The organism is Paenibacillus sp. FSL H8-0537, assembly GCF_038051995.1.
Lineage (GTDB): Bacteria > Bacillota > Bacilli > Paenibacillales > Paenibacillaceae > Pristimantibacillus.
Window position 1 is genome coordinate 5,754,709 of the sequence record NZ_CP150290.1, and the last position, 17,183, is coordinate 5,771,891.

At 46.9% G+C, this 17,183-nt stretch carries 18 protein-coding genes; 2 read left to right on the forward strand and 16 right to left on the reverse strand.

The features are described from left to right. Nucleotides 1-137: 137 nt before the first annotated feature. The 3 genes from MHB80_RS24290 to MHB80_RS24300 all read right to left on the reverse strand — a co-directional run bounded on the left by MHB80_RS24290 (nt 138) and on the right by MHB80_RS24300 (nt 3,382). Complete coding sequence (locus MHB80_RS24290) at nt 138-977, reverse strand: carbohydrate ABC transporter permease (RefSeq protein ID WP_341279381.1); 840 nt, start codon at nt 975-977, stop codon at nt 138-140. 30 nt (nt 978-1,007) lie between these two features. Beyond that, on the reverse strand, nt 1,008-1,964 hold the full coding sequence (locus tag MHB80_RS24295; RefSeq protein ID WP_341279382.1) for a sugar ABC transporter permease: 957 nt from the start codon (nt 1,962-1,964) through the stop codon (nt 1,008-1,010). Between the two features lie 185 nt (nt 1,965-2,149). Then, complete coding sequence (locus MHB80_RS24300; protein ID WP_341279383.1) at nt 2,150-3,382, reverse strand: MFS transporter; 1,233 nt, start codon at nt 3,380-3,382, stop codon at nt 2,150-2,152. Between the two features lie 227 nt (nt 3,383-3,609). Here MHB80_RS24300 and MHB80_RS24305 point away from each other — a divergent pair, with 227 nt between their 5' ends. Beyond that, on the forward strand, nt 3,610-4,254 hold the full coding sequence (locus tag MHB80_RS24305) for a GntR family transcriptional regulator (RefSeq protein ID WP_341279384.1): 645 nt from the start codon (nt 3,610-3,612) through the stop codon (nt 4,252-4,254). Between the two features lie 75 nt (nt 4,255-4,329). On the opposite strand, the gene MHB80_RS24310 is transcribed toward MHB80_RS24305, so the two are convergent. From MHB80_RS24310 to MHB80_RS24345, 8 genes are all read right to left on the reverse strand, one after another. Further along, on the reverse strand, nt 4,330-4,926 hold the full coding sequence (locus tag MHB80_RS24310) for a TetR family transcriptional regulator (RefSeq protein WP_341279385.1): 597 nt from the start codon (nt 4,924-4,926) through the stop codon (nt 4,330-4,332). A 71-nt stretch (nt 4,927-4,997) separates the two neighbouring features. Further along, nucleotides 4,998-6,155, reverse strand: a complete 1,158-nt coding sequence (locus MHB80_RS24315; protein ID WP_341279386.1) for an ABC transporter permease — start codon at nt 6,153-6,155, stop codon at nt 4,998-5,000. A gap of 210 nt (nt 6,156-6,365) precedes the next feature. After that, entirely contained in the window at nt 6,366-7,181 is an 816-nt protein-coding gene (tatC, locus tag MHB80_RS24320) for a twin-arginine translocase subunit TatC (protein WP_341279387.1), read from the reverse strand. A 37-nt stretch (nt 7,182-7,218) separates the two neighbouring features. Then, nucleotides 7,219-7,449, reverse strand: coding sequence for a twin-arginine translocase TatA/TatE family subunit (gene tatA / locus MHB80_RS24325; protein ID WP_046229102.1), 231 nt, complete (start codon nt 7,447-7,449; stop codon nt 7,219-7,221). 41 nt (nt 7,450-7,490) lie between these two features. Beyond that, nucleotides 7,491-8,507 (reverse strand): molybdopterin-binding protein, encoded by a 1,017-nt coding sequence (locus MHB80_RS24330; protein ID WP_341283065.1) that lies wholly within the window; start codon nt 8,505-8,507, stop codon nt 7,491-7,493. A gap of 56 nt (nt 8,508-8,563) precedes the next feature. Further along, the gene (locus MHB80_RS24335) at nt 8,564-9,058 is read right to left on the reverse strand and encodes a MogA/MoaB family molybdenum cofactor biosynthesis protein (protein WP_341279388.1); all 495 of its coding nucleotides are present in this window, start codon (nt 9,056-9,058) and stop codon (nt 8,564-8,566) included. A 65-nt stretch (nt 9,059-9,123) separates the two neighbouring features. After that, entirely contained in the window at nt 9,124-9,618 is a 495-nt protein-coding gene (gene moaC, locus MHB80_RS24340; protein ID WP_338552938.1) for a cyclic pyranopterin monophosphate synthase MoaC, read from the reverse strand. Nucleotides 9,619-9,642: 24 nt separating this feature from the next. Then, nucleotides 9,643-10,254 (reverse strand): 5-formyltetrahydrofolate cyclo-ligase, encoded by a 612-nt coding sequence (locus MHB80_RS24345; protein WP_341279389.1) that lies wholly within the window; start codon nt 10,252-10,254, stop codon nt 9,643-9,645. A gap of 155 nt (nt 10,255-10,409) precedes the next feature. Here MHB80_RS24345 and MHB80_RS24350 point away from each other — a divergent pair, with 155 nt between their 5' ends. Next, nucleotides 10,410-12,341, forward strand: coding sequence for an ABC-F family ATP-binding cassette domain-containing protein (locus MHB80_RS24350; RefSeq protein WP_341279390.1), 1,932 nt, complete (start codon nt 10,410-10,412; stop codon nt 12,339-12,341). Between the two features lie 297 nt (nt 12,342-12,638). Here MHB80_RS24350 and MHB80_RS24355 read toward each other — a convergent pair whose 3' ends face one another. The 5 genes from MHB80_RS24355 to MHB80_RS24375 all read right to left on the reverse strand — a co-directional run bounded on the left by MHB80_RS24355 (nt 12,639) and on the right by MHB80_RS24375 (nt 17,156). After that, on the reverse strand, nt 12,639-13,295 hold the full coding sequence (locus MHB80_RS24355; RefSeq protein ID WP_046229099.1) for a response regulator transcription factor: 657 nt from the start codon (nt 13,293-13,295) through the stop codon (nt 12,639-12,641). Further along, nucleotides 13,273-15,552 carry an ATP-binding protein gene (locus MHB80_RS24360; protein WP_341279391.1) on the reverse strand — a complete coding sequence of 760 codons (2,280 nt, stop codon included), beginning with the start codon at nt 15,550-15,552 and terminating at the stop codon, nt 13,273-13,275. Before MHB80_RS24360 ends, MHB80_RS24355 begins: the two co-directional genes overlap by 23 nt. Before the next feature lie 150 nt (nt 15,553-15,702). After that, nucleotides 15,703-15,876 carry a competence pheromone ComX gene (comX, locus tag MHB80_RS24365; RefSeq protein WP_341279392.1) on the reverse strand — a complete coding sequence of 58 codons (174 nt, stop codon included), beginning with the start codon at nt 15,874-15,876 and terminating at the stop codon, nt 15,703-15,705. Nucleotides 15,877-15,999: 123 nt separating this feature from the next. Then, nucleotides 16,000-16,923 (reverse strand): polyprenyl synthetase family protein, encoded by a 924-nt coding sequence (locus MHB80_RS24370; protein ID WP_341279393.1) that lies wholly within the window; start codon nt 16,921-16,923, stop codon nt 16,000-16,002. 29 nt (nt 16,924-16,952) lie between these two features. Then, nucleotides 16,953-17,156 carry a hypothetical protein gene (locus MHB80_RS24375; protein ID WP_341279394.1) on the reverse strand — a complete coding sequence of 68 codons (204 nt, stop codon included), beginning with the start codon at nt 17,154-17,156 and terminating at the stop codon, nt 16,953-16,955. Nucleotides 17,157-17,183: the final 27 nt, after the last annotated feature.

Sequence of the window (17,183 nt, forward strand, 5' to 3'; positions counted from 1 at the left end):
TTCTATCTATCGTTATTGTAGCAATGCGGCTGCCCGCTCCTATACTACAATATTGACTACATTTACGACTATTTTGACTTCCCCTAGAAGCCTGCTTGGGGCAAGTATCGCCGCTGCATATCCTGCGACTGACCCTACTAGCCCTTTACGCCGCCCATTGCAATGCCCTCGATGACGCTTTTTTGTCCAATGACGAAAATGATCAGCAGCGGCACGATGGACGATACGGCAGCCGCCATAATGAGCGAATAAAACTCGCCGTTAATGGTCGTAAACTTTTGCATCGCCAATTGAATCGTATACAGGCTGTCTGTGCGCAGGAAAATCAGCGGATTCTGATAGTCATTCCAAGTCCAAATGAAGCGCAAAATCGCATACGTTGCAACGGCGGGACGCACGAGCGGAAACGCAATTTGCATAAAAATTCGGCCATGCCCCGCCCCGTCGATTTTCGCCGATTCAATATATTCATTATGAACGCCCATAAAAAACTGGCGCAGCATGAAGGTGCCAAGCACGCTGAAGCTGCCAAGCAAAATGAGTCCCACATGGCTGTCGAAAAAACCAATCGAGCGATACAAAATAAACTGCGGCACCAAAATCGCCTGCTGCGGAATCATATAAGTGGCAAGTACGATAAGAAACAAATATTTTCCTGCTGCAAACTGGATTTTGGAGAAGCCATATGCAGCAAGCGCGGATACCATACACGATAATATCGTCGTGACTACTGTAATTTTAATAGAATTCAAATAGTATTTATAGAACGGAAATTGCCCATTCCACACTTCCTTGTAATTTTCGATGACATGCCACGTTTTCGGTAGCCATTGAATGGGATAGGTGAATACATCCGCCTCGATTTTGAAGGAAGTCGAAAGCATCCAGACGAAGGGCAGCAGGAACATTATGCTCATCCCCATCATTAGCACCGTGAAAATCGACTTGCGAACCGTATTTATCGTTTTCTGGTTCATTCTCTTCTTGCCTCCCTTATAAAAATGCTATTAATAATTCACCCACTTCTTCTGCAAGGCCCATTGCAGAAGGGTAATGAGCAGCACACAAGCAAATAGGATAACCGCCATTGATGAGGCATAGCCGATTTTTAAATTGACGAACGCCGTATCGTATAAATACCAGACGATCATGCTAGTCGAGGAAAGTGGCCCGCCCTTGGTCAAAATCGCAATTAAATCAAATACCTTGAACGTCGAGATAATGCCCGTTACAAGCAGAAAGAACGAGGTCGACGACAGCTGCGGGAACGTAATGCTTTTGAATTTCACCCAAGCGTTTGCCCCATCAATATCGGCCGCCTCATACAAATCCCGCGGAATGGATTGAAGTCCAGCAATATACACGATCATATTAAAGCCGATAGCCGTCCAAACCGTAATCATCATGAGCGACGGAAGAGCGTATTTCGGATCTGCAATCCATTTGGGTGGATTTTCAATCCCGAGCGCCATAAGCAACTGATTAACCGGCCCCGCTGACGGGTGAAAAAGCACCTGCCAGACGATAGCCACCGCTACTATGCTGGAAATGTACGGCATGAAATAAGCAACCTTAAAATAGCTTTTCAAATACACATGCTTGTCGATCATAATCGCGAGAAACATCGAAACTGCCAAATAGGCGGGAACGGTCAGCAGAAAGTACGCATTATTTTTAAGCGATTTAAGAAATGCCGCATCCTTCGCCAGCCGCTCAAAATTATCGAAGCCGACCCATTTCAGGCCATCAAAGCCAGCAATAAAATTCCAGTCTGCCAGCGACAGCCCAAAGGTTGCGAGTATCGGCAGCAGCGTCAGCACCGTCACTCCTATCAGCATCGGGCCTACGAACAGAAAACCCGCGAGCGTTTCTTTTCGCTGGATCGCGCCGGTTGACCGCCTCGCCGCCAGCTGCCGTTTGCCTGAATGCTTCTGCTCGGCCGTTGTTTCTTGTAGCGGATTCATGAGCCTTCACCTCGATCTATAATGGATACCTTTATCATAGAAAAAAAGCCGTCCGCGCTGTGACGGTATTTTGCCAACCTATATCATTATTTTGACTTTATCGCAGGCAAGCTTACGCAGTTGGCAAGCAAAAAAGCGATGACCAGCACCTTCCGGCGCCAATCATCGCTCTTTCCTATTTTCGCTTACGCTTGCAGCGGCTTATTCTTTTTGTCGGAGGGGAGAAATACGGTGAACAGCCCCAGCAGCGGCAAATACGAGCAGCACTGGATAACGAACACAATGCTTGTCGCATCAGCAAGATTGCCAAGAATGGCCGAGCCCGCTCCGCCAAGCCCGAAAGCAAGGCCGAAGAAAATGCCTGATACGAGCCCGACCTTCCCTGGCAGAAGCTCGTTCGTATACACCATAATGATCGAGAACGCCGAAGCCAAAATCAACCCCGCAAAAAAGATCAAGATGACGGAAAACGTTAAATTCGCATACGGCAGGGCGAGTGAAAAGGGAGCCGTCCCCAAAATCGAAAACCAGATCAGCGCACGGCGGCTGAATTTATCCGCTAGCATGCCGCCGAACAGCAGCCCAATAACGTTGGCAACCAGGAATACGAACAGAATCATTTGCGCCTGGCTGGTCGATACCCCGAATTTTTCTATGGCATAAAAAGAATAATAGCTCGTTAACGCTGAAATATAAACATATTTAGAAAAGACCAAAATCATTATAATCGTAACCGCAAACGCTACTCTTGTCTTAGAGAGGCCGCTTCTTGCAAACGGATAATTTTGCACCGTCCCCTTGCGCTCCTTCTCGGCCTTCAAGTGCTTCGTATACCATCTGGCGACGTAGCTTTGCAGCATGAAACCGACAACGAGCAGCAGGGAAAACCAAACGACACCCTTTTGCCCCGTATGTACGAACAGCAACGCCGTCATGATCGGAGCAAGCGCTTGTCCAATATTTCCGCCAAACTGAAAAATCGATTGCGCAAGTCCTTTGCGTGCCCCGCCTGCCAAATAAGCTACCCGCGCCGATTCCGGATGAAATATCGCTGACCCGACCCCAATCAGCATAACCGCAACGAGGATCATCCAATAATACGCCGAGAAGGACAGCACCAGCACACCCGCAAGGGTGAAAAGAACACCGATCGGCAGCAGCCTTGGAATCGGCCGTTTATCGGTGAAAATGCCAATAAGTGGCTGTAAAATCGCTGCCGTCAAATTAATGATTAAAGTAATAAGACCAATTTGCGAAAAGGTTAATGAAAAAGAATCTTTAAGCACCGGATACAGTGCAGGCACAATCGCTTGAATCGTATCATTGAGCAAATGTACCGAGCTTGCAGCAAACAAAATCGGAAAAAAAGTAGTGGCCGCCACATTGGTCGGCCGAATAGCAGCTTGATTGGTTGACATCAGGTTCTCCTTTTTCGAAGTAAAAATCGATGTTTGATATGCGATATATTGCATATTATATTCTGATTATGTATGATATAGCAAGGTTTATTTTCCCGATTGCTTTTTGTCTAAACAGAGCTTACTTTAATCCATTTGCACCCTCTTGCTGCTTCGATATATGATAGGAGGTAGCCAAAAACGCCGTTTGAGAGCTGTAATTTAATTTTTTTGAAGAAGGTGATGTAATGCCGATACCGACTAATTATTCCTCGCCGCTAAGAATATCTGCGAAGGACAGAGCTTTAGCTCAGCTCCAGAAATGGATTATAGAAGGCACGCTTCAGCCTGGAGAAAAGCTGATTGATGCTGAGCTTGCAGATGCACTTGGCGTCAGCCGGACGCCGATTCGCGAAGCGCTGCAATTGCTTGAAGTACAAGGGCTTGTGCAAATGATGCCCAGTAAGGAAACAAGAGTGACGATGATTGAAGAAGAGGATATGCCTAAGCTTTATGCGCCGCTTGTTGCGCTGAATGCTCTCGCGGCAGAGCTTGCAGTGCCGCATATTCAGCCGGAGCATATAGCCCGCCTTAACGAGCTGAACGCCCAGTTTGCGAAATGCATTCAGGAGAATAAACCATATGAAGCGATCGAATATGATGAGGAATTCCATAATGTCATTTTGGAGCTGGCGGATAATGCCTATATTCAATCATTCACCTCCTCGCTGCAAATGCACCTTCGCCGCTATAAGTATTTATTTATTAAACAGCCTACTTTCATTGCCCAGGTAGGTGTCAAGGAGCATCAGGCGATCATTGACGCGCTGGAAGCCCGCGATGCGGAAGCCGCTTACCTGATGATGAAGAAAAATGTGAGCATCCATACTTAGGCGAAAAAAAACCAACTTCACCTCCCGCTTGCAATAACGGAGTTGAAGTTGGTTTTCTCTTGTTTATGGATAAGCTTATTCAGCTTGCTCCGAAGGCTTTAACGCTTTGAGAATAAAAGCCGTCGTATCCGCAATCCGCTCCTCCAGCGTAGACGTATCCTCGCCCATAAGCACCAGCATGTGGATATTTCCTTTCGGAAAAAGCAGGGTTGAGCTGACCGCCGTAAAAGCCGTATGAATGGAATGGAATTCAAACACTCCCTGCTCACGCCCCTTCAGCAGCCATTGATGTATCAGCTGCCAGAGCGGCAGGACGCGCTCCTGAATCATTTCAATCCGCGGTGTATGCAGCGCAAACTCGCATTGAATGATGTAGGATAGCTCAGCATCCTGATAACGAAAGGTGAGCAGCTCCCGAATAACGAGCTTCATGCCTTCAAGCGGTTCCATATCCTGAGCGATAGAAGCGATGCCCCTGCTAGGAAAAAAAGCTTCAAACAGTGCGAAAAACAAATTATCTTTCCCGCCAAAATAATAAGAGATCAGCGCCACATTCGCGCCCGCTTCCTCACAAATTTGCCGGACGGATGTCCTGTCAAAGCCTTGAGCGGCAAACAGCTTTTTCGCTGCCAGCAAAATTCTCATTTTCACATCGATATCCGCAGCTTTCATCTCAGCCTCCTAACGGCAACCACTTTATTTGACGCAAACACTTGGGGCTGATTAGAAAGCGCGGAAACGAATTAGTTTGACTTCATTGCCATTTGCCCCGGCTTCGGCGCAAGCTGCTTCTTCAAGCCAACCGCTGCCATGCTGATCACAAATCCGATGATCGCAATAATAGCCAGTGCCACAACCTCGCTTCCAATCCCTTTACCACCGAACAGCACATTCATTAGCCCCTCAACTGCATAAGTTGCAGGAAGCGCCTCTCCAAGCTTCACATAAAAATCCGGCAGCAGCTCACGCGGCACAATCGCACCAGATGAAACGAGCTGCGCGGACAGTGCAATAATATTAAACAGCATGCCAGCCATGCCAAATACATATAAGAACATTTGAGAGACAAACATAAACGCAAGCACGAACATGAGCTGGAACAGCCAAAGCTTCAAGAAACCCTGCTCCATTTGTCCATTAAATGCAGCGAGCAAAGAAGAGCCTACAAGAGATACGCCAATTGCCGCACCTGCCGTAATCATGCTTCGAGCTGCAAAACGCTTCCAGCGACCTGCTACAGCACTAACCATCATCGATGATTGCTCCAGGTTCATCCCCATAATCATCGCGCCAACATAAGAAGCGAGCACCATCATCATCGGAACCATTTGATTGCTCATGCCTTTGACCGGGTTCATTGATTCAATGTTTGCCGTAATACGCTGCGCTAAGCTTTGGCCAGCAACCTCCGCCTGCTCCGCCGGAACGCCTGCCTTGCCAAGCGTACCTGCGATGCCTTGCTCTATCGCCTGTGCATTGGCTTCCTTCGTTACCTCTGCGGCAACATTGCTCATAATGCTCTTAATTAAAGCAGGGTTGGATTCATTGATAAAATAGCCAATATCCGCTTTGCCATCTGCCGCCATCGCCTTTTGCGAAAAATCAGCAGGGAAATAAATAATCATTTGCAGCTCACGTGCGTTAAGCTGCTGCTTCGCATCCTCAAGACTTGCAGGCTGCGACATTTGAAAGGGCAAATTGCCGACTAAAGAACCTGCGATTTGCGCGCCGAACTGTTGATCTTCATTGACTACTGCAATATGCAGTTTATCAATACGATCGGTCACTCCATTATAACCTGTCATCCATATAACTGAAAATACAATTTGAAACATAAGCGCTGTAATAATACCAACAATTGTTGTTGGACGCTTCATAAAAGCTTGAATCGTGTTTTTCATCGCCAATCCCATCCTGTCTGTGTCTATTTATCTGGTTTAAACAAATGTTTTAAACAATCGATTTAAACAACTGTTTCAATACTATATTTTGCTTCGAAAATTGTCAACATGAAAATAATGATGCCTGGCATAAAATCAGAAAAATCCCCGTGTCCACTGCTATGAAAGCAATGGAAATGGGGATTTATGTAATGATGCTCGCACACGAAGCTATGAGGCTTCTTCGTTCATTTCCTCTTCCCGCAGCTTGTCTGCAGCAAGCTGCCTGCGGTATATTGCAGCGGACAGGAAAACGCTCATTTCATATAAACCGAGTAATGGGATGGCCACGAGCGCATCCGATACAAAATCGGGCGGCGTCACTAAGACCCCAATAAAAATCATAATGAAATAAGAAATGCGGCGCATTTTGCGCAAACGGATCGGATTCAAAATCCGGATTGCGGTCAAAAACATAATGACCAGCGGCAGCTCAAATAACAGCGAAATGGGAATCAATATATTAAACATAAAGGTGAAATATTGAATAATTCCGAACGTCTCCACCAAGTCCAAACTGTCCGAAATATTTCTGGTGAAATGAAACGCGAGTGGAAAAACGACAAAATAAGAAAACGACAGCCCTACCAAAAACATCAATAAAGCGAATGGAATATATTTAAGCGTCGCCCGCTGTTCCTTGACATGCAAAGCTGGCTTTACGAAAGCCCATAGCTGATACGCGGTAAATGGAATCGTAATAATAAGCGCTATGACGAGCGCGAATTTCATATAGACGCCGACCCCGTCCCACAAGGAGAACGTATGCATCGGCAGAGAGCGCGCTGGCTCAAGGCTCATAATGAAATCATAAGCAGGCTTCGCCACAAACAAACCGGCAATGAGGCCCACCAAGATAACGAGCAGCATATAAAAAATCCGTTTGCGAAGCTCTCCGACATGCTCCAGCAGCGGCATCAGGCCTTCCTCACGCAGCCGTTCGCGATTAAAGGGTTGCTCAGTAGCTTCGTCTTGCCTGATTCCCATCTGTCACAATCTCCTTCCAGAAAAAAAGCGGGCCCGATTAATCCGGCAGCCGCTTGTTATTCGACTCAGTATTGTCTGATTTGGAAACGTCGATCCGTTTCTCCTCTTTGTCCTTTGGCTCGTCATCCATTACATCTCTTGCACCCGCTTTAAACTCCTTAAGCGTCCGACCGAAAGCTCTGCCCAATTCAGGCAGCTTGTTAGGACCAAACAACAGCAGGGCCACTAGCACCAGCAAAATAATTCCCGTTGCACCAATAGATGGCATAATCGTCTACCTCCTTCTCACTCTTGGATGTCTGTTCTAACTCAGCATCCGTACAAACCGCCATAACCGAGCTGTGTAATATCTTCCTTCACAATTTGATGCCCAGCAAGTATGCGTGCCAGCAGGACATCGAATGAAGTAAACGGGTCATGCATGACGCATCCCGGTAAGCCGAGTATTGGCACTTCGTTCAAATAACCCATTAACAGCATGGATCCAGGCAGCATTGGCGTTCCATAGCTAACGATGTGTGCACCCGACGCCTTAATTGCCCCTGGTGTGCGGTCGTCAGGATCGACAGACATTCCGCCTGTTACCAATATCATATCATAATCTTGCCTAAGCAAATAGTTAATTTCATTAACAATCACCTGCTTGTCGTCGGGAGCAAAACGCTGCTCGATGACCTCTGAGCCGAAGGCTTCCAGCTTGCTGCGGACAGCGGGACCGAATTTATCCTCGATCCTCCCGCCGAATACTTCCCCGCCCGTCGTCAGCAGACCAACTCGCAGCTTGCGAAATGGCTTTACACGAACGGGCGCTGCGCCCTCATGTGCCGAGCGATACTCTGCTGCCAAGCGCTCAACTTCCTCTACCTTGGATTCCGGCACGACAAGCGGAATAGCGCGAGTAGCCGCAAGCTGTCCATCCTTCTTCACTACGCTATTCGTCTTTACCGTCGCAAGCGCAATTTCCCCGAGCGAATTAATGGCATGCACCAGCGCTTCGTCAACCTCAACAAGCCCAAGCAGCTCGGATTTCATGCTTACTTTACCTTCATGCGGTTCGCTTAGCCAAATGCCGTCTCCGCAAAGCGCCTTTGCCATCCTGCTTGCAGCATCATCCTCGTGCAGCTCACCAGGAGCAAGCTCCATAATGTAAATATGCTCCTTGCCAATATCGAGCAGATTCGGAATGTCAGCTTCGGTTATAATATGGCCTTTTTTAAAAATCCGGCCTTTAAACTCACCCGGTACAATGCGGGTGAGGTCATGAGCCAGCCGCAAACCAATGGCATCGTAGACGGATACTTCCTTTAGCACCGTCTTGGTTTCCAAACTCAGCTCGGCCGCTGTGGCTGCTTGCCCTTGCTGCTTATGCTCCCCGGCGCTGCTCATAATACGTCCTCTCCCTGTGTACCGGAAATAATCTCAAGGGCTTGAGGCAGTTGATCCATAATGGCCATTAAGCTTTCATGGACACCTTTCGGGCTACCCGGCAAATTAACAATCAGCGACTTGCCACGGATGCCGCATACACCTCGGGACAGCATGGCGCTTCTCGTCTTTTGAATAGCGCCAAACCTCATCGCTTCTGAAAGACCTGGAATAACCCGATCGACCACCCGCAATGTTGCATCGGGCGTCACATCACGAATCGCAAGTCCTGTCCCTCCTGTCGTCAGCAATAAATCCGCTTGATAATATTCGGTCATCTCAATGATGGCTGCCATAATTTCATCCTGCTCATCCGGAACGATGCGATAATCGACAATTACGCCGCCAAGCTCTTCCTCTACCAGCTCCCTGATAACTTGTGCGCTTGTATCTTCACGTTCACCGCGCGAGCCTTTATCACTAGCCGTCAAAATAGCCACTTTCCACTGCATTTACCGTTCCTCCCATCCCTTGTCCGATCATGGGTGATTCCATCGCTGGAAACAGCCGCCTTGCTTTATTTTTCTATCGAGTCTGCTTCCGCTTGAAACTGGTAATCGCCGTTTTTGCCACCGGTCTTTGCAACAAGATGTGTCGGGCCAATCACCATATCCTTCTGAATTGCTTTGCACATATCGTAAACGGTAAGAGCGGCGATCGAAACTGCTGTCAGCGCCTCCATTTCGACCCCTGTTTTACCTGTTGTTTTCACGGTTGCCTGTATGTATAACTCATCTGCACCATTGTCATCAAAGCGCACATCCACGCCAGTCAAAGGAAGCGGATGGCACATCGGAATGACGTCCGATGTTTTTTTCGCGGCCATAATGGCTGCAACCTGTGATACGGCCAGCACATCGCCTTTGCCTATCGTTCCCGCTTTAATCCGTTCTAACGTCTCGCTGTGCATCGTAACGGTCGTCTGTGCTGTAGCACTGCGAGACGTCACGTCCTTATCGCTTACATCCACCATTTTGGCCCTGCCCTGCTCGTTAAAATGCGTCAATCCCACAGCACTCTCTCCCCCTTACGGCTTCTATAGCAAATGAATCCCGGATTCCGTTACGATTCCGTTCATCTTCAAATCATGCTCCTGCATCGGAACCTGCTCTGCAACCTGCACCTCGAAAGCTGCGCCAATCCACATCGCGCGCTTCCCGGTCTCTCCTGCCCGCTCCGCAAATCGGTCATAATAACCTCCGCCATAGCCCATTCGTCCGCCTATGCGGTCAAACTGAATGCCTGGGACGATGATGATGCCTGGCACATGCCCCTGCGGAAGCTCCTCGCATTTCGCCGGGTCAGGCTCACGGATTCCATATGCACCCTCCATTAAATCCGCTGGCGATTGCAGCCGGTACAGTGTCATCGAGCGATCAAGCGGGTGACAACGGGGTACGATTACCTCACGCCCGGTTGACCACGCCCATTCCATTAGCGGCCACATGTCCAGCTCAGAGCGAAATGGAACATAACACATGATTTCGCGCTGCTCCGGATGTTCTTCCAGCCATACGCTTAATGCGCTGCAAGCAAGCTCAGACCGTAATGTCCGATCCTGCTTGGACAAGCGATCGCGAGCTTTAGCAGCATCCGCTCGAATACGCTGTTTTTCCGCCTTTATTTGCGATTTTTCATTGTCCGTCATAATCGCTATTCTGCCTTTCCAATTCCTCAATTTCAATTATGTTCAGTTTACCATTGTTATGCAACTTTCGCCAATGGCGGCTTGCATTTGTGGTAATATATAATGAAATAGCAAGCAAGCCAAAGCTAAGCAATTATTCGTTGGAGGTATTTTTTATGCTGCTTCAAGTTTCTAATATAAGTAAAAGCTACGGTGTAGATCCCATATTGTCAAACATTACGATGCAGGTGCTTGAACGCGAGCGTATCGGACTCGTTGGCGTCAATGGCGCCGGCAAGTCCACGCTGTTAAAAATCATTGCGGGAGAGATTTCTTTCGACTCCGGTGCCATCCACAAGGCCAAGGAAACGCGGCTCGGCTACTTGGCTCAAAACAGCGGTTTGCAATCCGACCGCACCATTGAAGCCGAAATGCGCGCCGTATTTGCTCACTTGCTGGAGGCCGAGCAGGAGCTGCGCGATCTGGAGCAGCAAATTGCTGATCCCGTGCTGCATGAACAGCCAAAGCGTTATGAAGAGGTACTCGACCGCTATTCCCGCCGCTCTGACTGGTTTCGCGAGCAAGGCGGCTTTGAAATCAATACGCGCATCAACAGCGTTCTTCACGGCATGGGCTTTGGCACTTTTCCGCCAGATACACCTATCCATACGCTCAGCGGCGGTCAAAAGACGAGGCTGGCGCTCGCCCGTATTTTGCTTCAAGCTCCTGATTTGCTCATGCTCGATGAGCCCACCAACTATTTGGATATTCCGACGCTCACTTGGCTTGAAGGCTATTTGCGCAGCTATTCCGGCGCGATTCTTGTCGTCTCTCATGACCGATATTTCCTCGATGCGCTTGTGCAGACGATTGTCGAAATCGAACGGCATTCTGCTAAACGTTATACAGGAAACTACAGCCGATATATTGACCTGAAGGCTGCAGAATACGAAAGCGATCTAAAGCAGTTTGAGAAGCAACAGGACGAAATTTCCAAGATGGAGCAATTCATTCAGCGTAATATTGTCCGTGCCTCTACTACGAAACGCGCTCAAAGCCGCCGTAAAGCGCTCGACAAAATGGACGTGCTCGATAAACCACTGGGTGATTTAAAGAAAGCCAATTTCACGTTCCAAATTGAGCGTCAAACCGGCAAAGATGTTTTGCAGGTATCGGATTTATCCGTACTGTTTGACGAGAAAAACAAGCCCTTGTTCCAGCATGTCTCCTTCCGCTTGCAGCGTGGCGAGACGGTGGCTCTTATTGGACCTAACGGTATCGGCAAATCGACACTGCTCAAAACGATTGTCGGACAGCGCCAGCCTTCGAGCGGCACCATCGTCTGGGGGTCCAACGTCAAGCTCGGATATTACGACCAAGAACATACTGGACTTAATCAGACGAATACTGTATTGGAAGAAGTTTGGGGGCTCTACCCCCATATGGAGGAATCACGTATTCGAACTGTTCTTGGCAGCTTTCTATTTAGCGGCGAAGATGTGCTTAAACGCATTTCGGCGCTCAGTGGCGGCGAGAAAGCTCGTGTTTCGCTTGCCAAGCTCATGCTGGCTCAAGCCAATGTGCTCATTTTGGATGAGCCTACCAACCATTTGGACTTGTACAGCAAGGAAGTGCTGGAATCCGCTTTGCTCGATTATGAAGGCACGCTGCTCTTTATTTCTCATGACCGTTATTTCCTTAATAAAATGGCGGAGCGCATTGTCGAACTGACACCTGCGGGCACCGAACATTTCCTAGGAAATTATGACGAAATGATAGAGAAAAAGCATGAACTCGAAGAAGCACGGCTGGAGGAAGAAGCTAAGCGGACTGCTAGCAGTAAAGCGACTGCGCCTTCCGACAACGTTAGCGATTACGCGTTGGACAAGCAGGCAAAGCGTGAGGAACGCAGCCGTCAGCGCAAGCTGGAGCAGGTCGAAGCCGATATTGCCGAGCTAGAGCAAGCCATTGCGGATCTGGAGCTGCAACTGACAGACCCAGCTATTTTCAACGATTACATGCGTATACAGGACATCCAGTCACAAATCGACCAGAAGCGCACCGCATTAAGCGAAGCCTATGAGCAATGGGAAACGCTTAGTGAATAGTAATTGCTGCATCACTTCCTCTATCAAATAATATTAAATAACATTTCAGGACATTAACGAATCACAAGCTACACGGATTCGTTAATGTTCTTCTTTTATATTAGGAAGCACTGGCGAACATGGTCATAAAAGAATATAAAAAGATGCTTGCGCTATAAAAGCGCAAGCATTGAGAGGGAAACCAATGTTAGGGTATTACTGGGGGGATCAAGTGACTGCAGCTTGCAATGATTGCCACAGCTATCCCAATATGAAAATGTCATTGCCTATCGAATATATAGGCAGCAACGGTAAAACTCAAGGGACAAATTGCTCAAGTCGGATAATGCCAAGCCGTTTTGCCTCTGCGATCGCTTCCGATCGGGACCTAACGTTAAGCTTTTCAAAAATCCGGGTTAGATGGTACTCTACAGTACGCTGACTCATATGCAGCTTAATGGCAATATCTTTGTTGCTATTGCCGTACGCGACCTGCTGCAAAATATCCTGATCGCGTTCTTTAATCGATACTTCTTCAATTACTTTCTCAGCACGCGTAATTTTGACTTCGTTGCGCCGCAGCTGCTTGAGCAGTGAAATCGGAATAACCGCTTCCCCTCGCATAGCGCATCGAATGGCGTTATGCAGCTGTTCTCGCGAGACCGTCTTAGAGATAAAGCCGGAAACGCCGCATTCTATCAATAAATTATAGTGCGTACTAATTTCATAACCAGTATATATGAGCACTTTGCGATCCGGATCTTGCTGAATCAAACGTTTTGCAAGCTCAAGACCGCTTATGCCTGGCATGTTCAAGTCACATAAAATAATGTCAAATCCTTCGTTGCTAATCGCATCCAGCGCTTCCATGGCCGATAATACAACCGTCACCTTCATTTCGGGATCTTGTTCAATCATCGTTTTGGTGCCTTCTCCGACAGATGGATGATCATCAACTAATAAGATACGAATCACGCAGCAAACCCCTTTCCGATCGGCCAGTCGTCATATTTTGCGGCAATATAATAATGACCTCAAGACCTTTTCCACGTTTCGACCGGAATGTTATTTCACCTTCAAGGCTAGCGACTCTTTCTTTAATACCGGATAAACCCATATGCTCGAAAGAAGCCTCCATGTAATCGACATCCATGCCGACCCCATCGTCCTTATAGTGAAAATAAACTATGTTTGTTCTCTGCTCCAACTCTAACGTGACCAGATTGGCACGCGCATGCTTATCAGCATTACGAAGCAACTCTTGGACAATGCGGTAAATCGCTGTAATCTGCTCTTCGTTAAGCAGGTTGTCGAAAGGCTTGGCCCGAAAATCGACTGCAAAATTGTTTCTCATTTGCGTATGCTCAATGATCGATTCCAATGCTTCAACAATGCCCATTTCCTTAAGCAGCGGCGGTCTTAACTCATTGCAGGTTTCCCGAATTTGATGGATGACATCAAGAAGTCCTTCCTTGATTTCGTCAAGCTCGACTTCAAGCTTTTCCGTTATCGGATGGTCCAGCATGAGTGCTTCCAGCCTTCGGTACCACAATAATTGGTCTTGAAGCGCAGAATCATGAAGATCGGCTGCAAGCTTCCGCCGTTCATTTTCCGAGAGGCAAAACAACAATCTTAAAATCCAAGGTGTTGTAGCCTGCTCCTTCTTAACCTCAGATTCTAAATCCTCGATTAAGCTTTCAATCAGATATAAGTTTTCAAACACGATACTTGCATAATTCGCAAGTGTCTTGAGCCAACGAAGCTCATCTGAATTGAAACGGGTATGGTTGGTTTTGGAGCCAATCCATACGATGTACTGCTTTGACTTCTGACAGCCAATAATTAGTCCCAGACCATGAGGCAGCTCAACGACTTCCCCGACTTGAAGCGATTCAGTCACTTGCAGCAGAAAAATAGCGGTACTCTGCTCATCATCCTGCTCTCCTGCCGGAATAACCAATGCTTCAATCTGGTCTACAATGAGAAAATCAATTCGGCTAGCCGGAATCAGTGCCCCAATTTCTTCTTTCAGCACCATCTCCAGATCATCCCGCTTCATGACTCGTGCAATTTTGCGTGAGAAACGATCAAGGCTGTCTTGGTAGCTGTACATCGCTTTAAAAAGCTTGGGACGAAATTTATGATCAATCTGCTCCTTGGAATAAAGAAACAGGGTCATAACAGCGTAATTAATGATAAAGATTTGAAGCCATCTGACCCAAGAGAATACAGTGTCACTACTTACAATCGCAGCAATCATCATCGTAACGACAAGCGCCGGCAATAAGGACAGCAATGTATAATACTTAAATCGGGTCAATATAAAATCAACATCAAACAATTGGTTGGATGTTAATAAATAAAAGTAAACGATCGGCAGCACGAACAAAAAAGGTGCTGTGAACGCCGCTGGCAAAATTTGAATGTTTCCTCCCAACAACGGCAATAAATTCATTGTCGTAAATGGAGTGAACGCAGCCAAATGCGAAGTCAGCGTTATTTTGAACAAAGAGTTGAACCTGCTATTCCGATAATAAAAGAATTTTCTAAACAACTGGTAGACGCAAATGAAATTACCAACTATCAGTGTGGCATGGTATACCATTCTAGCGTTTAAAAATAATTGTTTCGGAATAAAATTCGTCCAAATGTAGACGAGGCAAAACAATGAAACGACGCTGAATGCTGCTGATAAACACCATATTAGCTTAGGGCTAATAAAGATAATACCATATCTTCGCAGGTACATATTCATAAATAACAAGAATAAAATAGCTACAAATGGAATTACCGCATACATAACGGTAACACCTACCAAATCATTTCGATAGGCTGCGGCTGAAGAAAAATAACTCAACCCAATCGCTAAGAAAAATAATATAAGCATAATAGCAGCACTATCATTTTTCCTTTTCTTATACAAAAAGGAGGATAAACCGAGAAACAATAGCAGTGAAGCCCAAGGAAGATAAAGTTGAATGAGCAGTTCCAAACCTGTATGATCACCATTCCATCCTCGATTGAAAGTCACTTTTCTTGATTCGCCAGTTTTTCCACCAACGACAATACTTTCGACTCTCTCTACGGAAGAAAACTTGATGATATTCACATTCTGATCTGCCGGTTTTCCATTCACTTCCTCAATGACGTCCCCAACATGAATGCCCTTCAGAACAGCTTGTCCTGCTGGCTGAAGGGACTCAACCAAGTACTCACCTTGTGAATTCTTCACAGTTACTACACCAATAAACGGATCACTAATTATAACCATTGTAAGGTAACCAAGTAAAGCGAAAAGCCCACTCAGGAAGAGAAAAAGCAATAGTGTCCTTGAGCGCAACAACTTCATCTTTCTCCCCCTAAATTCTTGCAGAACATTACCTTAAGTCCAATAGACCATTTGGTAATTATCCTTCTTATCTGCTTGAATGCTCAGGGTTTCAAAAATCGCTTTTTTCTCCGCTGGAGTCACTCCAGCCATTTGCAAGTTCCCGCTCATTGCTAAATCCATCATATGCGAGTCTTTGGCTAAAGAACGAATAAATTCTTTCAACACTGGAACTCCTCCTTGGAATGTGTAAGGATCTTTCTGTAGTTAACTATAACAGGAAATGATAGCCAAGCAAACGCAAATCTAGTTCGTATTTACCGCAACTACCATTGCGGTGTTATTCGCAGGCTATTCTTTAGCCAATATGCTTAACAGCATTTCCTTATGCCCGGCCACCTCAGGAACCGAATCCATGAGCTCCATAAAACGGTTATAATGTGTGCGCATCACAACTGAACCGTACAGCATGGCACCGGATTTTTCATAAGCTTCCTCAAGCAGGCCGCGCTTATCCGCTACATCAGCCTCATTCAAGCGACCTTCAAAATAATCCCTAATCCAATTATGCTGGTCTACAGCATCCTCAAGCATGTACAGAGTAAGAAGCGTTTTCTTCCGCTGCAAAAAGTCATTTTTCTCATCCCAGCGAAGCAGATCGCGAATGTCATTTTTAATTTGAGCCGCCATTCCCACCTCAACCGCATATTCCGCTACAATCGGATGCCAGCCTCGGCCGGTCAGCATAACGCCCGTCATACAGGCATGAACGATTAAAGCAGCCGACTTTTGCTTAATCGACTGAAAATAAGACTGCTCGTCGGACACAGCGTTCATTAAATCCATCATTTGCCCGTTCGCCGCTTGCAGCAATTGAAGATTCATCATTTTCATTGTTGTTTGGACATGGGAGCTATCGAATTCAGAATCCATCATCGCTTGCTGCGAAAGGGTCAAAAAAGCAGCTGCAAGATGCAGTGCTATAGGCAGAGGAGCTTCAGACCAGGCCTGCTTTGGCGCATCCTGATCCTGCAAATCATCGAAAATATCGGTCGCCAGAATAAGAAATTCAACCGCTGCCGCCGCACGATACACTGCCGCCCCTTCACCGCCGAACATCCGGTAGTGGAGCACCGTCAAGCGTCCAAAAGGAAGCTGCTCATTCAGCCTGTCCATTAAAAATAAGTAGGCGTACTGAATCAATGAGTCCACTGTAAAATGTCGTCTGACCATCTCTCGCATTTCAAATTCGATTTTAGGTACACAGTCCTCCAACTTTAGACCCCCATCGTTTCAAGATTTTTCTATTTTACACGATGGAGTAAAAACGCACCAACATTTTTCAATATTTTAGTAATAAAACCCGCCTTCCTCTTTGAATTCAGCCGCTCCTGTTCCATCTCCTCCTCGTTTATTCGGTTCACCAGCACAGCGATCATTTCCATTCGTTTCCTGAGCATGTCGGCACGATTGACAAATGGGCCTGTGGGGTCACGATCCCGGTTCATGAATGTTAAGCCCTCCTTCCAACTGCT